14 protein-coding genes are annotated in these 18238 nt (G+C 72.6%); 10 read left to right on the top strand and 4 right to left on the bottom strand.

The genetic code is table 11. The features are described from left to right. Positions 1–23: 23 nt before the first annotated feature. Positions 24–1262 (bottom strand): complex I NDUFA9 subunit family protein, encoded by a 1239-nt coding sequence (locus J3A75_RS09190; RefSeq protein ID WP_012318051.1) that lies wholly within the window; start codon positions 1260–1262, stop codon positions 24–26. Between the two features lie 272 nt (positions 1263–1534). Between J3A75_RS09190 and J3A75_RS09185 the strand changes: the two genes are divergently transcribed. Then, positions 1535–1717 (top strand): hypothetical protein, encoded by a 183-nt coding sequence (locus J3A75_RS09185; protein WP_106427812.1) that lies wholly within the window; start codon positions 1535–1537, stop codon positions 1715–1717. 9 nt (positions 1718–1726) lie between these two features. Here J3A75_RS09185 and J3A75_RS09180 read toward each other — a convergent pair whose 3' ends face one another. From J3A75_RS09180 to J3A75_RS09170, 3 genes are all read right to left on the bottom strand, one after another. Next, positions 1727–2668 carry an MBL fold metallo-hydrolase gene (locus J3A75_RS09180; RefSeq protein ID WP_012318049.1) on the bottom strand — a complete coding sequence of 314 codons (942 nt, stop codon included), beginning with the start codon at positions 2666–2668 and terminating at the stop codon, positions 1727–1729. A gap of 205 nt (positions 2669–2873) precedes the next feature. Continuing rightward, positions 2874–4067, bottom strand: coding sequence for a murein L,D-transpeptidase family protein (locus tag J3A75_RS09175; RefSeq protein WP_012318048.1), 1194 nt, complete (start codon positions 4065–4067; stop codon positions 2874–2876). Between the two features lie 142 nt (positions 4068–4209). Further along, complete coding sequence (locus J3A75_RS09170; protein ID WP_209650045.1) at positions 4210–6795, bottom strand: ABC transporter ATP-binding protein/permease; 2586 nt, start codon at positions 6793–6795, stop codon at positions 4210–4212. A 401-nt stretch (positions 6796–7196) separates the two neighbouring features. Here J3A75_RS09170 and J3A75_RS09165 point away from each other — a divergent pair, with 401 nt between their 5' ends. The 9 genes from J3A75_RS09165 to J3A75_RS09125 are packed head-to-tail and all read left to right on the top strand — an operon-like array spanning position 7197 to position 18237. Further along, positions 7197–7856 (top strand): cytochrome c3 family protein, encoded by a 660-nt coding sequence (locus J3A75_RS09165; protein WP_012318046.1) that lies wholly within the window; start codon positions 7197–7199, stop codon positions 7854–7856. Next, the gene (locus J3A75_RS09160; protein WP_209650043.1) at positions 7853–10825 is read left to right on the top strand and encodes a TAT-variant-translocated molybdopterin oxidoreductase; all 2973 of its coding nucleotides are present in this window, start codon (positions 7853–7855) and stop codon (positions 10823–10825) included. Before J3A75_RS09165 ends, J3A75_RS09160 begins: the two co-directional genes overlap by 4 nt. A gap of 2 nt (positions 10826–10827) precedes the next feature. After that, positions 10828–12852 carry a DUF3341 domain-containing protein gene (locus tag J3A75_RS09155; protein WP_063111403.1) on the top strand — a complete coding sequence of 675 codons (2025 nt, stop codon included), beginning with the start codon at positions 10828–10830 and terminating at the stop codon, positions 12850–12852. Continuing rightward, entirely contained in the window at positions 12849–13379 is a 531-nt protein-coding gene (locus tag J3A75_RS09150; RefSeq protein ID WP_012318043.1) for a c-type cytochrome, read from the top strand. Before J3A75_RS09155 ends, J3A75_RS09150 begins: the two co-directional genes overlap by 4 nt. Continuing rightward, complete coding sequence (locus J3A75_RS09145) at positions 13376–14437, top strand: hypothetical protein (protein WP_209650041.1); 1062 nt, start codon at positions 13376–13378, stop codon at positions 14435–14437. Before J3A75_RS09150 ends, J3A75_RS09145 begins: the two co-directional genes overlap by 4 nt. After that, positions 14434–14922, top strand: coding sequence for a hypothetical protein (locus tag J3A75_RS09140; RefSeq protein WP_209650039.1), 489 nt, complete (start codon positions 14434–14436; stop codon positions 14920–14922). The genes J3A75_RS09145 and J3A75_RS09140 overlap by 4 nt, the downstream gene beginning before the upstream one ends. Continuing rightward, complete coding sequence (gene coxB / locus J3A75_RS09135; RefSeq protein WP_012318040.1) at positions 14919–15908, top strand: cytochrome c oxidase subunit II; 990 nt, start codon at positions 14919–14921, stop codon at positions 15906–15908. The genes J3A75_RS09140 and coxB overlap by 4 nt, the downstream gene beginning before the upstream one ends. Next, complete coding sequence (locus J3A75_RS09130; protein ID WP_024830827.1) at positions 15905–17581, top strand: cbb3-type cytochrome c oxidase subunit I; 1677 nt, start codon at positions 15905–15907, stop codon at positions 17579–17581. Before coxB ends, J3A75_RS09130 begins: the two co-directional genes overlap by 4 nt. Further along, complete coding sequence (locus J3A75_RS09125) at positions 17578–18237, top strand: cytochrome c oxidase subunit 3 (RefSeq protein ID WP_209650031.1); 660 nt, start codon at positions 17578–17580, stop codon at positions 18235–18237. The genes J3A75_RS09130 and J3A75_RS09125 overlap by 4 nt, the downstream gene beginning before the upstream one ends. Position 18238 lies beyond the last annotated feature (1 nt).

Genomic DNA, 18238 nt, shown 5'->3' with positions numbered 1-18238 from the left:
GCGATCCGGGCGCGGGCCGTCACCTAGCCCGGGTTCCGGGTTCCCCAGCGCACGCCCATGCTGCCCTGTCCGGCGCCCGGCGAGCTGCCGGCATCGGCGCCGATCGCCGGGCCGGAGGCGGTCTTCGGGCGGTGCTGCGAGCCGGCCGCCAGGGGCTGCGACGCCATCGTGTCGGGCACCTCCGACAGGTACTCCTCGTCCCGATCGGTGGCGAACTGGCCGGCCTTGCGGAAGGTCCAGAGATAGCCCGGCACCACGGCCTCGGCGGCGGTCGGCGTGATCCCGATCCCCTCGAAGGTCCTGCCCTCGGCCTTGGCGGCCTCCGAGACGACGTTGTCGTTCTGGAGCAGGGTGACCTGATCGCGGGTCAGCTTCAGCGAGTCCGGCAGGAGGCCGAAGGTCAGGGTGTCGGCGATCTCCAGCATGCGGGCCTGGAGCTTGGCCGCCGGCACGGGCAGGTCCACGACCACCCGCTTCCGCCGGATCGTCTTCAGCATGTAGCGCACGAAGTGCTCGAGCGTGCCCACCTCCGGGCCGCCGAGTTCGTAGACCTTGCCGGGCGCGACGGTGCCGTCGACCGCGCGGGCGATCGCCTCGGCGACGTCGCCCACGAAGGCCGGCTGGAAGCGCGACTGGCCGCCGGCCAGCGGCAGGACCGGGAGCGCCCGGGCGAGGCCGGCGAAGCGGTTGAAGAAGCTGTCGCCGGGCCCGAAGATCAGCGAGGGCCGGAACACGACCGCGTCCGGGCAGGCGGCGAAGACCCGTGCCTCACCCTCCGCCTTGGTGCGCGCGTAGAGCGACGGCGAGGCCGGATCGGCGCCGATCGCCGAGACCTGGATCATCCGGGCGCCCTGGCGCGCCGCGGCGCGGGCGATCGCCTCGGCCCCGTCGACCTGCAGCCGTGCGAAGCTCTGGGAGCCTGTCTCCTGCAGGATGCCGACGAGGTTGATCAGCACGTCCGACCGCTCGGCGGCCCGGGCGACCGAATCCGGGTAGCGCAGGTTCGCCTGGACGGCGACGATCTGGTTGACCTTCCCCAGCGGCTGCAGGAACAGCGCGAGGTCCGGCCGGCGCACCGCGACGCGGATCCGGTAGCCGCGCTTCGCCAGCGCCCGCACCACGTGCCGGCCCAGGAAGCCGGAACCGCCGTAGATCGTCACGAGCTGGTCCTGGGGGCGCAGGGAACCCGGCGCGGCGACGGAACGCGTCTGCGGACTGGTGTGCGCCGTCGCGGACGCCGTCGTGTTGTCTTGGCCGCTCATCGCCGTGGTCTCGAGCTCCTCGCGCGCGCCCCGGGGCGCCGTCAGGCGGCCTACTTAGCCTAACTTCGGCGCGATGGGAGCCGCCGAATGCACCGCCGCGCCATTCCGGTGAACAGCGCGGCGCGGATGACCGCTGCCGGAGGCCCGAGCGCCGCCGGCGCGACGCTGGTCACAGCGCTGGAACGGGTGCGGCCGCCGCGCATTCTTCCCCACCATACGGCCCTGCCGAATCGCGCGGATGGGACGCGCCGGGGACTTCGATGATTGTAGGGATGCTCGTTTCCGCGGCGATCGCGGTGTTCGGTCTGCTGGTGGCGCTCGGGTATGTCGGCCACCCGATCGACGCGCAGCTCGTCAGCAACTACGGCTGGAGCATCCTGATCATCGGCGTCGCGCTGTTCGTTCTGTTCACCTGGGCCCGGTACAGCCGGACCCGCAGGCGGCGCTCCGCCTGACTCCGCGCCTCAGGCAACCTTGATCCGGCGGCGCATCTCCCGCGCCACGGCCGGGCGTCCGCTCGGCCGGCCGCTCACCGCCCGCGGCGCGCCCACGATCAGGCTCTGCCGCTCGCGCGCGATGAACGCCGTCGGCATCTCGGCCTGGAGGTCGGCCTCCATGTCGCGCAGCGCCGTGTCGGAATGGGCCGGGTGCAGGTGGATGATCCCGAGCGCCTTGACGCCCGCGTTCCGGGCGAGCTCCACGCCCTTCTGCCAGGTCGAGTGGCCCCAGCCCCGGCAGGTCGGATACTCCCCGTCGGTGAACATGCCGTCGTAGACCATCAGGTCGGCGTCGGCGACGAAGGCGGCGAGCTCCGGATCCGGCCACGGGTCGCTGTGCTCGATGTCGCTGATCAGGCACAGGCGCCGGCCGCCGTGCTCGAACCGGTACCCGACCGAGCCCTGCGGATGGTTCAGCATGATCGTGGCGACCCGCGTCCCGTCCGGGAAAGCCAGGGTCTGGCCCGCCTCGAAGCCGTGGTGGTGAAAGGTGCAGCACAGCTTGTCGAGCGTAACCGGGAAGAGCGGCGGCGCGAACAGGCGGTCGAGGGTCGGCCCGGCCGATTCGCCGCCGAGGTTGCCGCAGTAGGTGTTGATGACCCGGTCGGGATCGAGGACCGCCGGCTTGAAGAAGGGCAGACCCGCGGTGTGGTCGAGATGCAGATGGCTGAACAGCAGGTCGACTTCCTGGGGCAGATCGGTCCGGTGACCCTGCCCGAGGTTGTAGATGCCCGAGCCCGCGTCGACGATGAACATGCGCTGGCCGCACCGCACCTCGATGCAGGGCGTGCTGCCGCCGAACTCGGCGTATTGCGGGCCGCTGACGGGCGTCGAGCCGCGGACGCCCCAGAAGCGGAGTGCGAGGTCCTGGTCGGCCGCCAGGATGGTCGGCTCGGAACTGTTCGACATGGCGATCACGAATCCGCGGACAGTCAGTCCCGATCACTTATGATCGAAACCCCGTCGCCGTTCCGGGAAGGTAGCTTTGAATACGGCAGGCCGACGGAGCAGGTGTACCGCTCATCCCCTGCCGTATCATGAATTGGTGTGCCGCACGCGGCCGTGATGTGCGTCCGCGCACACGCACGGGCCGCCGCGACGGGCCTTCGCATGCTCAGAGGGGCTCCGCGGCGGCCATGAGACCGGCCGCCGACCCGGCAAGAATGGGGCGTCCGGCCGCCGATCCGGCGAGTCCCGCGGCCAGCCAGGACGGGAGTGCGTCGCTGTACCGCGTCGGGAGCGGCGCGACCAGCGCCCCGAACGGATCGGGCGCGCGCTCGTAGACCGGCACGAAGCCCGCCATCTGCCGCGGCGACAGGCCCGACTCGGGCGCGGCCCAGCCGGCCCAGACCGTGTCGGGCACCGGGCGATGGGCGCGGTGGCCCGGAACGACCACCACCTCCTGGCCGGCGAAGGCCAGGGCTTCCGGCCGGCTGATGTCCCCCACCGCCCCGCCCCGGGCCGTGTAGGCCGCCCAGAAGGCGTTCTGGCCGCCGTCGGAATAGGTGGTGCGGACGGCGGGCTCGCCCGCCTCGGCGAGCGCGGTCATCCGCGCCTCCTCGACCGCCCGGCGGGTGGTGACGGCCGCCTCGACGGCGGGATCCCGCGCGGGCGCGAAGGCGTAGCGGCCGGCGACCACCGAGACCTGCAGCTCCTCCCGGCTGACCTCGAACCGGTCGGAGCCGGCCTTGAGGTCCCGCCAGAAGGCGATGTTGGGGTCGGTCCGGTGGCGGGCCATGTTCTCGGCCGTCATCCGGAACGGGTAGGACTGGAACTGGAAGGCCGCCTGCCCGCCGTTCAGCGCGTCCCGGGCGATGGCGTAGATCTCGCCGACCGTCCCGTTGGTCATGGCGAAGCAGCCCATGGACGAGCAGATCCCGTGCACCATCACGGCGGAGCCGGTGCCACCATGGGCCCGGTCGTAGGCGTTGGGATAGCCGACGTCGAAGGACAGGTAGTAGTGTGAGTTCGGGTTCATCTGGCGCCGGGGCACCGAGTAGAACCCCTCCGGGGTCTGCCGGTCGCCGCTCCTGCGCTTCGGCCCGAGCTGGCCGGACCAGCGGCAGATCGGGAAGGTCTTGATGTAGACATAGCCCGCCGCGCCCTTCTTCCAGACCTCGATCTCCGATTCCTTCTTGTAGGCCCGGAACAGGACCGGCGAGGCGGCCGTCACGCCCTTCTGCGCCATCAGGGCGAGGGTCGCGGCCGGAATCGGCGCCTCGGCCTTGCCCGCCTGCGCGGCGGCCGGGCCTGCGAGGGCCAGCAGAACGAGGCCGGCGGCGAGAGGAAGCGAGGTCGACAGGGGCATGAACCGTCCGCGCTGGATCGGCCGGGATGGCTGCCGGACGGGCGCGGCCTCGCGACCTGACGGATTATTGCGGCGGCCGTGAGGCTGCGCGTCCGGTCCATCCGGCGCCGCGACGGCGCGGCCGGACAACCGACGGTCACCCTCAGGCCGTCGGCGCCGGCTCCCGCTCGGGATCCGCCGGCACGGGCACGACGACGGCGCTGTTCTCCACGGCGATCACCGCGTCGAACGGCGCGGCGCTCTCCGCGAGGCCCGTCTCGGGCAGGCAGACGATGAGGCCGCGCCCGGCCCGCGCCTGCCGCAGCTGGGCGAGCCGCTCGCGCGCGCCCTCCGCCTTGCGCTCGTCCATCGCGACCGCCACCACGAGGATGTCGGGGTCGCGGGCGAGGCACCGGCTCAGCTCGATCGCCACCCGCTCGCGGGCGTTGATCGCGCCGTCCGCCAGCGCCCCGGTGCTGGGCTGGATCTCGACTTTGCTGTCGAGGCCGAGGCCGTAGACTGAGGCCTCGAGGCCCTCGTCGGCCAGCACCCGGCGCACCAGCTCGCGCACCCGCGGCTCGGCATTGGCCTCGCCGAGACTGATCCGGCCGAACAGCAGGTTCTCCTCCAGGCTCGCGGCCGGATTGACCCGCGAGGGGTCGTGGAACACCACCGCGCCGGCGAGGTGGGGCGGCAGCATCCGGGCGAAGGACCGACGCGCCTGCACGAGGCGGTCCTCGAACAGGCCGTCGATCAGGCCGAAGCGGTGGCGGGACTCGTTGTAGCGCAGCGCGAGGCCGATCAGCCGCGTGCGGTCGCGCTGGCCCGCAGGCCCCCGGCGCAGGCTCGCCGCGCTGGGCAGGCGCACCACGAGATCCTCGAAATAGCCCCGCTCGGCCGCCTGGAACAGCGAGTAGGCGTCGAACAGGGGGTGGTCGTTGGGCAGGTCGGCGAAGATCTCCACCGTGCTGCGGGCGACCGACAGGCCGATCTCGGTGAGCGGGCGGACCAGCCCCTCGGCCTCCAGGACCGCCCGCAGGTAGGGGTGGCGGGCGAAGCGCAGGGGCGCGAAGGTGCCGCCCACCGGCTCGCCGAACAGGATGTTCTCGCCGATGCTCGCCTGGTTGTTGTAGCGGTCGGGATCGAACGGCTCGACGAGGCGCTCGGCGCCCTTGGCGGCTAGCGCCACCCGCATGGTCCGGCGGGCGGTGACGATCGCGGCGGCGAGCCGCGGCTGGGCGGCCGGATCGAGCCGCCCGGTCAGACCGCGGGCGTACACGAAGCCGTCGAGGCCGGTGAGCCGGCTGATGCCGATCAGCGCGATGTCGTCGGGGGCGGTCGCCGGATCGGTTCCGTAGAGCAGGTTCTGGCGGAGGGAGCCCTCCATCAGGATCGCCTCGCCCGACGTGAAGGCGATCCGCCGGGCGCGCTCGGCGGCGTCGAAGTCGCGCAGGTCCGTGCCCGCGTAGGTGACGGCCCCGGCCGTCGGCTCGACTTGCCCGGCCAGCACCGCCGCCAGCGCGCGGGCGCCGCTGCCGCGGCTGCCCGTGATCGCCACGTGGCCCGGCATCGACACGGCGACGTCGACGCCGGTCAGGCGCTCGCCCGTGGCCGGGTCGAAGGCACCGACGCCCTCGGTGGCCAGGATCCCGGACCGGGGCAGCGGCAGGGCGGTGGACCCGGTCCGGGCGGCCCGTGCACGCCGGCCCTCCAGGGCCGCGATGGTGCGGGCGAGGTCGCGCAGGCGCGGGCGCACCGACCTGCGGACCATCCAGAGCCGCGCGCAGATCGCGGCGAGCCAGCCGGCGAGGCCGAAGGCGCCCACCGCCGCCACGAGGGCGGCCGGATCCACCGGCGCCGCGGGCGGCTGGCCCGGCCCCGAGCGCCAGAGCGCGGTGCCGGCGGCGATCGCCGGCAGGATCACCGCCAGGGCCAGGGCGGGCGCCCGGGCATAGGCCAGCCGCGCCTCGGCCCGCCCGACATTGGTCCGCATCGCGGCGACGCGGGCGGCGATGCGCCGGCGCTCGATGGCCGCCGCCCCGTGGTTGCGCACGGCGGGCAGCCGCCGGACGAGGTCGTTCAGGCTCTCCTCCGCGCGCGCGCTCGAGCGCAGGCGCAGCTCCTGCCGGTCGCGCGCGCGCTCGAGCACCAGCCCGTAGGCGAGGCCGATCGCCGCGAGGCCGATCACCGCCGCGGGGACCAGCCGGGGCGCGGCGAGCGCCGCGAAGCCGAGGGCCAGGATCAGCGCCGCGAGGGTCATCGCCGGCAGGACGATGCCGGCCGCGAGCAGGCGGTCGGCCCGGGCCAGCACCTCGCCGACGATCCGGGTGAGGCCGCGCGCCTCGTCCCGGGCTCCCGCCGGCGCGTCGAGGATCGCCTGCAGCACGCCCTCGCGGACGGCGTCCCCGGCCTTGTTCTGCGCCTTGAAGCACAGGCGCGCCACGAACCAGCCGACACCCGCCAGCGCCAGGGCGCAGACCGCGATGCACAGGAAGGCCGTGAGTTCGAGCTCGGCGGGGCGCATCGGCATGCCGGGGACGAGCACCAGTTCCCCGCCCGGGAGTTGCACCGCCACGCGCAGGAACGGGAGCACCGGCGCCTCGTCGCGCGGCAGGACCGCGATCAGGTCGCGCAGGCACAGGAGCGCGAGGGCGCAGAGCGGCGCGCCGATCCCGACCGCGAGGGCCGCCGCGACGGTGTGCTGGGGCCGCGCGGCGCGCCACGTCAGGAGGAGAGGATCGGATTCCATGCGTCTCCGGACAGGATCGGGCGTCGGGACCGTCGCGGGGGAATAGGCTCTCGCGCCGGTCACGGGAAGTGTCGCGGCAGATGTGGCGGGGCCTGTCGCGGGCCTCGGCCAGCCCTGCCGTGGGCCGCTGCGACATGTCGGCCGGCCTGTTTCCGGTCGTGGCCCTGGTTTGGAAGCGCTCCAGCGTTAAAACCATCGGGCACGATGGGGCGCGGCGCCGCCGGGGCTCGGTTCCGCGAGGCTCGGGTCCGCGACGCCGCAGGCGCCCCGGTTCCCTTCGCGCGGGCGTCCGGCGCGCCGCACGATGTCGACCGGGACCAGAGGGTGAGGCGAGGCTTGCGGCGAGGGGCTGAGACGACCGAGCGCCATCTCACGGCCCTCGCCAGGCGCGGGCCGGCCTGATGGCGCAGCTGTTCACTCCCGGGGCCGACGCGCTCTACCGCCTCGCCCTGATGACCGGCGTCGCCTGCCTGGTGGGTCTCCCGGTCCTGGCGGCCGGGATCGTGCGCTCGAACTACGTCACGGGCGTCGGGATCGCGCCGGCGCAGCCGCTGCCGTTCAGCCACAAGCACCATTCCGGCGAGCTCGGCATCCAGTGCCGCTACTGCCACACCACGGTCGACCGGGAGGCCACCGCCGGGATCCCGCCGACCCACACCTGCATGACCTGCCACTCGCAGATCTGGACCGGCTCCGAGATGCTCAAGCCGGTGCGCGACAGCTACGCGCAGGACAAGCCGCTGGAGTGGAAGCGGCTGAACAAGCTGCCGCAATACGTCTACTACAACCACTCGGTCCACGTGACGAAGGGGATCGGCTGCTCGACCTGCCACGGCGACGTCACGTCGATGCAGATGACCTACCGGGCCAACGCCTTCGAGATGCAGTTCTGCCTCGACTGCCACCGGGCCCCGGAGAAATACGTCCGCACGCCGGATCAGGTCTGGAACATGACCTGGAAGCCGCCGTCCGACCAGGCGACCCTGGGCCCGAAGCTCGTGGCCCAGTACCATATCCGCGGCGGGGAGCGGCTGACCGAATGCGGGATCTGCCACCGATGACCGGCGCCCCCGACATCGCGGCCCTGCGCGAGAAACTCGCCGGCGGCGACGGGCCGCGCTTCTGGCGCAGCCTCGACGCCGTGGCCGACAGCCCGGAGTTCCGCGCCTATCTGGCGGCCGAGTTCCCGTCGGCGTCCCGGCTCGCCGCCGCCCCGGAGCGGCGCGGCTTCCTGAAGCTCATGGCCGCGTCCTTCGCGCTGGGCGGCCTCACCGCCTGCGGCGGCGGAGGCGGCCGCGACTACGAGGTGCCCTACGTCAACCAGCCCGAGCGGATCGTGCCGGGCACGGACCTGTCCTACGCCTCCTCGGCCCTGTTCGACGGCTTCGGCAACGGCATCCTGGTCACCACCCGCAACGGCCGCCCCCTGAAGATCGAGGGCAATCCCGAGCATCCCTGGAGCCGCGGCGGCACGGACGTGCTGGCCCAGGCCTCGGTCCTCGGGCTCTACGACCCGTTCCGCTCCCAGGCGGTGCAGCATCTCGGCCGGCCGAGTTCCTGGGCGGCGTTCCGGGCGGACCTGCAGGCGCGGATGCCGGGCTGGCGCGCGGGCCGCGGCGAGGGCCTCGCCCTGCTCACCGGCCCGGTGACGTCGCCGGGCGTGGCGGCCCAGATCGCGCGGCTGCGGGCCGCCTACCCGGCTTCGCGCTGGTACACCGGCGCCGGGGCGGGGCGCGCCGGGATCTACGAGGGCGCCCGCCAGGCCTACGGCCGGCCGCTGGAGACGATCCCGGATTTCGGCCGCGCCCGCACCATCGTGGCGCTGGACGGCGATTTTCTGGACCTCGGGCCCGGCCAGGTCGGCCTGTCGCGGCGCTGGAGCGAGGCGCGGCGCGCGGCCTACGCGGAGGGCCGCCTCCTCACCCTGCACGCGGCGGCGCCGACCCCGACGCTGACCAGCGCCAAGGCGGATCGCGGCCTCGTGGTCCCGGCCGGCCGGCTGGAGGACCTCGCCCGGGACCTGCTCGCCCTGGCCGCCGGCGGCGCGGCCCCTGCGGGCGACGATCCCGTCGCGCGCTGGACGCGGAGCGCCGGGACGGCGCTCGCCGGGGCCCGGGGAAGCGGCATCGTCACCGCCGGCCTGACCGCGAGCCCCGAGTTGCACGCGCTGGTCCACCGCCTCAACGGCGCCCTCGGCAACACCGGCGCGACCCTGGTCCACACGGCGCCCGCGGAGGAGACCGGCGCTGGGACCCTGGCAGAGCTCGCGGAGGCGATGGATCGGGGCGCCGTCCAGGTGCTCGTCGTGCTCGGCGCCAATCCGGTCTACGAAGCGCCGGGCGTCCTCGATTTCGCCGCCCGGATGGCGCGCGTGCCGCTCAAGATCCACGCGGGGCTCTACTACGACGAGACCGGCGCGCACGCCGACTGGCACCTGCCCGCCGCCCACCCGCTGGAATCCTGGGGCGACATCCGATCCCTCGACGGGACGGTGGGGCTGATCCAGCCGACCGTCGCGCCCCTGTACAACGGCCGCACGCCGGCGGAGATGCTGGCCTTCCTGGCTGGCGGTGAGGGTGGGGAGAGCGGCCAGGACGCGCTGGGCCTCCTCAAGGCGCAGGCGCGGAATCCCGGCGAGGACGACGCGGCTCTCGAAACCCGCTTCACGGAAGCCCTGCGCCTCGGCTTCTGGGCGGGCAGCGCGCGCCCGGCCGAGACCGTCGCGCTGACGCAGGCCGCGGCCCCCGCGGCCGCTCCATCCCCCGCGCCCGCGGGCGAGGTCGAGGTGCTGTTCCGGCCCGATCCGACGATCTGGGACGGCACCCATGCCGACCTCGCGTGGCTGCAGGAGCTCCCGAAGCCCCTGACCAAGGTGGTCTGGGAGAACGTGGTCGCGGTGAGCCCGCGCCTCGCCGAGCGCGAGGGGATCGCGACGGGCGACATCCTGCGGGTCGAGGCCGGCGGCCGCGCCGTCGAGGGGCCGGCCTGGATCCTGCCCGGCCAGGCCGAAGCCAGCGTCACCCTCACCCTCGGCTACGGTCGCGACGTGCCGGACCACCTCGCCCGCGGCCTCGGCTACGATTCCGCGCCCCTGCGCCCGGCCGGTTCGACCTGGCGGCTCGCCGGCGCCCGGCTGACGAAGACCGGCCGCGCGCGCAAGCCGGTGACAACCCAGCATCTTGGCACGATGGAGGGGCAGGATCTCGTGCGCGTGCAGGCCCTGGGCGCCGCGCCCGCGGGCGATCCCAAGGGCGCGCCGGCTCCCGCCTCGTTCTACCCGCCCCCGGAGAGCCAGGATCGCTGGGTCGCCGCGCAATGGGGCATGGCCATCGACCTCGACGCCTGCATCGGCTGCAACGCCTGCGTCACCGCCTGCCAAGCGGAGAACAACATCCCCGTGGTCGGGCGCGAGGAGGTCGCTCTCGGCCGCTGGATGGGCTGGCTGCGGGTCGACCGCTATTACGCGGGCGCGCTTGACGCGCCGACGACGCATTTCCAGCCGGTGCCCTGCATGCATTGCGAGCAGGCGCCCTGCGAGCTCGGCTGCCCCGTGGAGGCGACGCTCCACGACAGCGAGGGCCTGAACCTGCAGGTCTACAACCGCTGCGTCGGCACCCGGACCTGCCAGAGCTACTGCCCCTACAAGGTCCGCCGCTTCAACTACCGCGACTATACCGGCGGCATGACCCCGGTGGAGCAGCAGCAGCGCAATCCCGAGGTCACGGTCCGGTCCCGCGGCGTGATGGAGAAGTGCACCTACTGCATCCAGCGGATTACGGCCGCCCGGATCACCTCCGCCAAGGATGCCCACGCGCCGATCCCCGACGGGACCGTCGAGACCGCCTGCCAGGGCGCCTGCCCGACCCGGGCGATCACCTTCGGCAACGTCGCCGACCCGGGGAGCCAGGTCTCGGCCGCCCGCCGGGACACGCGGGAATACGCGCTCCTCGGCCACCTGAACACGCGGCCGCGCACCACCTACCTCGCCGGGCTCGCGCCCGCCGCGGACTCGGACGGACGGGAGGGCTGAGCATGTCCGGCGCCCTCTCCGGCGGCACGCAGCCCGGATCCCTGATCCGGCCCGACGAGACCCTCCAGGGGATCGGCGGCGCGGTCACGGCGATCCCGCTGACCCATCCGGGCAACCGGCGCTGGTGGATCGCCTTCGCGGGGGCGGCCACGCTCCTCGGCCTGTTCCTCCTCACCCTCGGCTACCTGCTCTACGCCGGCCCCGGCATCTGGGCGAACAACAACGCCGTCGTCTGGGCGCTCGACATCGCGAGCTACGACTGGTGGATCGGCGTCGCGTCCGGCAGCCTGCTGGTCTCGGCGATCCTGCTCCTCCTCGGCGCGGAGTGGCGCGGGGCGGTGAACCGCGTCGCCGAGACCCTGGCGCTGCTGGCCACGGCGGCCGCCGGGCTCTACCCGATCATCCATCTCGGGCGGCCTTGGTTCTTCTTCTGGAACCTGCCCTACCCCAACACCTACGATCTCTGGCCGCAGTTCCGCTCGCCGCTCCTCTGGGACGCGATCGACATCGTGTCCTTCCTGGTGATCTGCGTGAGCCTCTGGTTCATCGGCCTGCTGCCGGACCTCGCGACGCTGCGCGACCGGGCGCACCTGGAGGCGATGCGCCAGTTGGAGACGAAGGCGCCGACCCGGAAGCTCGCCGTCCTGCGCGCGCAGGTCTACGGCATCCTCGCCTCGGGCTGGCGCGGCTCGGCGGCCCACTGGCAGATCTGGGTCCAGGCCTACCGGACGGTGGCGCTGCTCGGCGTGCTGCTGGTTGTCTCGGTCCAGACCGGGGCCTCGGTGATGCTGGCGGGCTCGCTGATGCCCGGCTGGCACAGCACGCTGCTGCCGGTGAGCTTCCTGGTCAACGCGGTCTATTCCGGCGTCGGCGTCACGGCGGTGATCGTGATGCTGATCCGCCGCGTCTACGGCCTCGAAGCCCTGGTGACCGACCGCCACCTCGACGTGCTCGGGCGGCTGCTGCTCTGCCTCGGCTGCGCCAGCGCCTACTGCTACGCGGCCGAGTACTTCGACACGTTCCTCAACGGCGACGCCGAGGGGCGCGGCGTCCTGGTCCGGCGCATGACCGGCGACCACGCCCTCGTGTCCTGGACGGCGGTCCTGTGCCTCGTCCTACCCGCCCAGATCCTGTGGTCGGCCCGGGCCCGCACGGCGCCGCTGGCGCTTGCGACGGTCGGCCTCCTCGTGGCCATCGGCGCCTACGCCGACCACGTCATGGTCCTGGTCGTCACCCTGACCCAGGACTTCCTGCCCTCCTCAAGGCTGCCCTACACGACCGACGTCTGGGGCATCGCCACCTTCGCGGGCTCGATCGGGCTGTTCCTGACCCTGCTGCTCCTGTTCCTGCGCTACCTGCCGGCCGTCTCGATCGTCGAGAGCCGCCGCCTCGCCCTGACGGTGTCGCCGGCCGCCCAGGAGGCCGCCCGCGCGGCCGCGTCCCGGGCCACGGGCCGCCCGGAGGAGAACCCGGTCACCGCGCCCCTGTGGGGCGTGTCGGCGACCTTCGCGAGCCAGGGCGACCTCGCGGCCGCCCTCCAGGCGGTTTCCGGGCTCGGCCCGGATCAGGTCCATCTCGACGGGCACGGCCCGGTGCCGATGCCCCGCACCCTGCGGCCCCTGGGCCTGGAGGGGCGCTCGATCCTGCCCTACGCCCTCGGCGGCGCCCTGCTCGGCGGCTTCGGCTTCTTCGCCATGTGCGTCTACGCCACGGCCTACGACTACGTGTTCCTGATCGGCGGACGCCCGCGCCTGTCCTGGCCCTCCTTCGTGGTCCCGAGCGTCTCCTTCGCGATGATGGCGGGCTGCGTGGCGATCCACCTCGCGCTCCTCGTGCTTAACCGCCTGCCCCGCCTGAACCACCCGGCCTTCAACATCCCGGGCTTCCTGCGGGCCTCGGAGGACCGGTTCTTCCTCTCCGCGGAGGCGCGCGGCGACCGGTTCGACGCGGGCCGGATCGAGCGGCGGCTCGCGTCCCTGCCGGCCGAGGCCGGCCGCCCCCTCGAGATCCGGCGGATCCCGCGATGAGGCGCGCCCTCCTCGCCTGCCTGGCTCTCGCGCCCCTCGCGGCCTGCGGCGAGGCCGACATGGCCGATCAGGCCCGGGCCAAGACCTGGGACAGGAACCCGTTCTTTCCCCGCGAGATCACCATGCGCCAGCCGGTGGCCGGCACCGTGCCGCGGAGCGATCCGGCCCGCGCGGCGCCCCAGCCGCAGACGATCAGCCGGGCGCTGCTCGACCAGGGCCGCGAACGCTACGGTGTGTTCTGCACACCCTGCCACGGGCAGGACGGCCGCGGCGCCGGGATGATCGTGGCCCGGGGCTTCCCGCACGCCGGCGACCTCACCGCCGGGCCCGTGCGCGCGGCCTCCGCGTCCGAGCTCTACGACGCGATCTCGAACGGCCGGAAGGCGATGTTCGGCATGGCCCAGATGATCCCCTCCGCCGACCGCTGGGCGATCGTCGCCTATGTCCGCGCCCTCCAGCTCAGCCAGGACGCCCCGGTGGCGAGCCTGCCGGCGGAGGATCGCGCGCGGCTGGAGGCGACGCCGTGAGGCGCCCCGCCCTGCTCGGCCTCGCCGGCCTCGTCCTCCTGGCCGTCTGCCTGACCGCGGGCGGATGGCGCGGAGCCGCGGCCTCGTATCTCGCGGCGTGGCTGGTCCTCCTCGCCCTGCCGGTCGGTGCCCTGCCGGTGGTCATCGTCGCCGAGCGCTTCGGCGAGCGGGTCCGCGCGCGCGGCGGCATCGAGATGCTGGCGGGTCTGCGCCGGCTGACGGCGCTGATGCCGGTCGCGGCCGTGCTGGCGCTGCCGCTCCTGGCCGCCGCGCCCCTGCTCTATCCCTGGGTGAGCGCCCCGGCGCGAACGCCCCTGGCCGCCCTGTGGTTCACGGTGCCGTTCTTCGCGGTCCGGGTGATCGTCTACCTCGCGGCCTGGATCTGGCTGGCGCTGCGCTTCGCCAAGCCGTTCGACGCGCCCGGCGAGGGGCGGACCGTGCCGGCGGTGGGGCTGCACGCGGTCGTCGGCACGCTGTTCGTCACCGACGTCGTCGCCTCCCTGGATCCGCGGCTCGACTCGACCCTCCTGGGCCTCCTGGTGATGACGGCGTGGAGCGGCCTCGCCTTCGCGGCGGCGATCCTGCTGGCCTGGGAGGAGCCGGAGCCCGTGGGCCGCGGCCGCACGGCTCCCGGACGAGGCCGGCTGGTGCCCCTCGTGGTGCTCCTCGGCCTCTGGGCCTACCTGCACTTCGTGCAGTTCCTGATCGTCTGGTCGGCCAATCTGCCGCCCGAGGTGGCGTGGTACTTCGCCCGCGGCGGCTGGGTCGGGCGGGCGCTGGCGATCGTGGCCGGCGCGGTGGTGGTGCTGGCCGGCCTCGCGACCCTCCGGCCCGGGCGCCCGACCACCCGGATCCTGGCCGGCGGGGCGCTCGCCGTCCACGCCCTGGAGATGTTCTGGCTGATCACCCCGGCGGTGCGCGACCGCTTCGTCCTCCGGCCGAGCGACGTGCTGGCCGCCGGCGCCGTGGCCTGCCTCGCGGCCGCGCTGCGCCCGCTGATACGTCCGCGCGCCGATCGGGCAGCCTCCGACGCCCGCCGCGCCGGGAGGCCGGCGTGAGCGCGGACGGACCCACCGGCCTGATCCCGGCGATCCTGGCGGGGCTGACCCTGCGCGGCACCGGCCTCCTGAACGGGCGGCCGCCGCGCCCGGCGGCCAATTCCCAGCGCGATCCCGACGATCCCGGGCACGAGACCAGCGACGTCAACGTCCGCAACACCGTGCTGGTGATGGCGGGCCTCGCGCTGACGGCGCTGGCGGTCGTCGGCACGATGGTCTGGCTGATGAGCACCTTCGCGGCGAGCCAGCGGCGGGCGCTCCCTGCCCTGACGCCGCAGCAGACGACGCGGCTTGAGCCGCCGCCGCCGAACCTGCAGGCCGACCCTTACGCCGATCTCGACCGCGAGCGGGCGGCGGCCGCGGCGCACCTCTCCGGCTACGGTTACCGGGACGAGGCCCGCACCCGCGCCCGCATCCCGATCGGGCGGGCCATGGACCTGACCGTCGGCCGCTCCCTCGAACCGGCGGAGCCCGCTGCGCGATGACGCCGAGCCACGATTCCCTCCAGCTCTGGCCCGCCGCGGTCTCCGCCACCGCGAGCGAGACCGACCTGCTCATCCTGGCCTTCACGGTCCTGACGCTGCTGCTGACCGTGCCGGTCTTCGTGGCGATCACCTACTTCGCCCTGCGCTACCGCGAGGGCTCCGAGGCGGACCGGAGCCCCTCGGGCATCCGCTCGAACCTCATCGAGATCAGCTGGATGCTGATCCCGTTCCTGCTGACGCTGATCTTCTTCGTCTGGGGCGCGCGGCTGTTCATCCAGTCGAAGAACCCGCCCCCCGACGCCATGGTGGTCGAGGCGATCGGCCGGCAGTGGATGTGGAAGTTCCAGCACCCGACGGGCCAGTCCGAGATCAACAACCTGCACCTGCCGATCGGCCAGCCGATCCGCCTGCATATCATCAGCCAGGACGTGATCCACGCCCTCTACCTGCCGGCCGTGCGGATGCAGGTGGCGGCCCTGCCCGACCGCTATACCGACCTGTGGTTCAAGGCCGACAAGGTTGGCACCTACCACCTCTACTGCTCGGAATATTGCGGCACCGACCATTCCGTGATGGGCGGCGAGGTCACCTTCATGAACCCCGGCGACTACCAGGACTGGCTGACCCACGCGGGCGCGCAGCAGGGCAAGGTCGCGGCCGGTCGCGCCCTCTACGAGGCCTATGGCTGCGCCGGCTGCCACGAGCCCGGCTCCCCCGTGAAGGCGCCGAGCCTCGCCGGCCTCTACGGCAGCCAAGTGACGCTCGCCGACGGCCGCACCGTCACGGCCGATGACGGATGGCTGCGCGAGAAGATCCTGAACCCGAACGGCGACCGGCTCGCCGGCGGGGGCAAGCAGGTCATGCCGAGCTTCGCCGGCCGGATCCCGGCGGACGAACTCGGCACGCTGATCGATTTCCTGAAATCCTATGCGGGCCCGGCCTCCGGCAAGGCCGCGGACGCGACGCCGCCGGGAGCGACACGATGAGCGCATCGGGCAGCATCGGCGGCACCGCCCGCCGGGAACCCCACGCCCCGGAATCCACGATCGGGCGCAAGGCCGACTACCTGCACGCGGAATCGACTCTGCGCTCGTGGTTCCTCACCACCGACCACAAGCGCATCGCGCTCCTCTACCTCGCCTCGATCACCGGCTTCTTCGTGATCGGCGCCCTGGCGGCCGGCGTGGTGCGCCTCGCGCTGATCGTGCCCAACGGCGCGATCATGACCAACGACACCTACAACAAGGCCTTCACCATCCACGGGGTGGTGATGGTCTGGTTCTTCCTGATCCCGTCGATCCCCGCGACCTTCGGCAACTTCCTGATCCCCTTGATGATCGGGGCCAGGGACCTCGCCTTCCCGAAGCTCAACCTGACGAGCTGGTACGTGTTCATGGCGGGCGCCCTGTTCACCCTGGTCTCGGTGGTGCTGGGCGGTGTCGATACCGGCTGGACCTTCTACGCCCCGCTCTCGACGGCCTTCTCGAACACCTGGGTGCTGCCGGCGCTGATCGGCGTGACCATCGTGGGCTTCTCGTCGATCCTGACGGGGCTCAACTTCGTGGTCACGATCCACACCATGCGGGCGCCCGGCATGACGTGGTTCAAGCTGCCGATCTTCGTCTGGGCGCACTACGCCACGAGCCTGATCTTCCTGCTGGCGACGCCCGTCATCACCACCGCGCTGATCCTGCTGATCGCGGAGCGCGCCTTCCACATCGGCGTGTTCGACCCGGCCTATGGCGGCGACCCGGTGCTGTTCCAGCACCTGTTCTGGTTCTACTCGCACCCGGCCGTGTACATCATGGTCCTGCCCGGCATGGGAGTGATCTCCGAGATCGTCCCGGCCTTCGCGCAGAAGAAGCTGTTCGGCTACCGCTTCGTCGCCTACGCGTCGATCGGGCTGGCCTCCGTGACCTTCTTCGTCTGGGGCCACCACATGTTCGTCAACGGCCAGAGCGACTTGGCCTCGCTGGTCTTCTCCGCCCTGTCCTTCGCGGTGGCGGTGCCCTCGGCCGTGAAGGTCTACAACTGGACCGCCACGATCCATAAGGGAGCCCTGCGGCTCGACACGCCGATGCTCTACGCGATGGGCTATATCGGCCTGTTCGTGCTCGGCGGCCTCACCGGCCTCTACCTCGCGACGCTCGCCATCAACCAGCACATCCACGCGACCTACTTCGTGGTCGCGCATTTCCACTACATCATGGTCGGCGGCACGGTGCTGGCGTTCCTGGGCGGCCTGCACTTCTGGTGGCCGAAATTCACCGGCCGGATGTACAGCGAGCCCTGGGGCCGGGTCTCGGCGCTGCTGATCTTCATCGGCTTCAACGTGACCTTCTTCCCGCAGTTCATCCTGGGCTATCTGGGGATGCCGCGACGCTACGCGACCTATCCGGCCGAGTTCCAGCTCCTGAACGTTCTGTCCTCGGCGGGCGCTACGATCCTGGCGGCGGGCTACATCTTCCCGATGCTCTACCTCGTCTATTCCCTGTGGTTCGGGCGGAAGGCGCCCGCCAATCCGTGGAACGCGAAGGGACTCGAGTGGGAGACCGCCTCCCCGCCGCCGACACACAATTTCCTGTCGCCGCCGGAGGTGCCGCGCATCCCCTACGACTATCCGATCCAGGCCCAGGAATCCCGGGACCAGCACGGATGAGCGCGCCCCTGGCCGACGGCGTCGGGGTCACCCGCGCCCACCATTTCGAGACCGTCGCGCAGCAGCGCGCGGCGGCGACGCTCGGCATCTGGGCGTGGCTGATCACCGAGCTCCTGCTGTTCTCGGCCCTGTTCCTGGTGGCGCTGATCACCCGGATCCAGCACCCCGAGGCGACCATCGCGGCGGCCAAGCACCTCAAGTTCTGGATCGGCGCCACCAACACCGTGGTGCTGATCTGCTCCAGCCTGACCATGTCGATGGCGATCGAGTTCTCGCGGATGGGCTGGCAGCGCGCCATGGTGCGGGCGATGCTGGCGACCGCGGCGCTCGGCGGCCTGTTCCTCGTGCTCAAGGGCTACGAGTACTACGCCGACTGGGCCGAGCACATGATGCCGTTCCTCTCCGACCGGCCCTTCGCGCTCGCCGAGACGCCGGCGGCACGGCTGTTCGTGAACCTCTACTACGTCGCGACGCTGCTGCACGCGCTGCACCTGTTCACCGGCATCGCACTCCTGCTCGGCATGACCTGGCTGGCCGCCAAGGCCGGTTTCCTCGCTCGGCACCAGAACTGGATCGAGGTCTACGGTCTCTACTGGCACTTCATCGACCTCGTCTGGATCCTAGCCTTCCCGATCCTCTACGTGGTGAACCGGTAGG

Source organism: Methylobacterium sp. PvP105, assembly GCF_017876975.1.
GTDB lineage: Bacteria > Pseudomonadota > Alphaproteobacteria > Rhizobiales > Beijerinckiaceae > Methylobacterium > Methylobacterium radiotolerans.
The sequence above is the reverse complement of the archived record's forward strand: the minus strand, read 5'-3'. Positions and strand labels throughout refer to the sequence as shown.

Bases quoted from the DNA above. Each gene is read 5' to 3' on its own strand.
- J3A75_RS09155 (WP_063111403.1), top strand. From the start codon at position 10,828: ATGTCCGGCGCCCTCTCCGGCGGCACGCAGCCCGGATCCCTGATCCGG.
- J3A75_RS09180 (WP_012318049.1), bottom strand. From the start codon at position 2,668: ATGTCGAACAGTTCCGAGCCGACCATCCTGGCGGCCGACCAGGACCTC.
- coxB (WP_012318040.1), top strand. From the start codon at position 14,919: ATGACGCCGAGCCACGATTCCCTCCAGCTCTGGCCCGCCGCGGTCTCC.
- J3A75_RS09130 (WP_024830827.1), top strand. From the start codon at position 15,905: ATGAGCGCATCGGGCAGCATCGGCGGCACCGCCCGCCGGGAACCCCAC.
- J3A75_RS09150 (WP_012318043.1), top strand. From the start codon at position 12,849: ATGAGGCGCGCCCTCCTCGCCTGCCTGGCTCTCGCGCCCCTCGCGGCC.
- J3A75_RS09190 (WP_012318051.1), bottom strand. From the start codon at position 1,262: ATGAGCGGCCAAGACAACACGACGGCGTCCGCGACGGCGCACACCAGT.
- J3A75_RS09170 (WP_209650045.1), bottom strand. From the start codon at position 6,795: ATGGAATCCGATCCTCTCCTCCTGACGTGGCGCGCCGCGCGGCCCCAG.
- J3A75_RS09185 (WP_106427812.1), top strand. From the start codon at position 1,535: ATGCTCGTTTCCGCGGCGATCGCGGTGTTCGGTCTGCTGGTGGCGCTC.
- J3A75_RS09160 (WP_209650043.1), top strand. From the start codon at position 7,853: ATGACCGGCGCCCCCGACATCGCGGCCCTGCGCGAGAAACTCGCCGGC.
- J3A75_RS09125 (WP_209650031.1), top strand. From the start codon at position 17,578: ATGAGCGCGCCCCTGGCCGACGGCGTCGGGGTCACCCGCGCCCACCAT.
- J3A75_RS09165 (WP_012318046.1), top strand. From the start codon at position 7,197: ATGGCGCAGCTGTTCACTCCCGGGGCCGACGCGCTCTACCGCCTCGCC.
- J3A75_RS09175 (WP_012318048.1), bottom strand. From the start codon at position 4,067: ATGCCCCTGTCGACCTCGCTTCCTCTCGCCGCCGGCCTCGTTCTGCTG.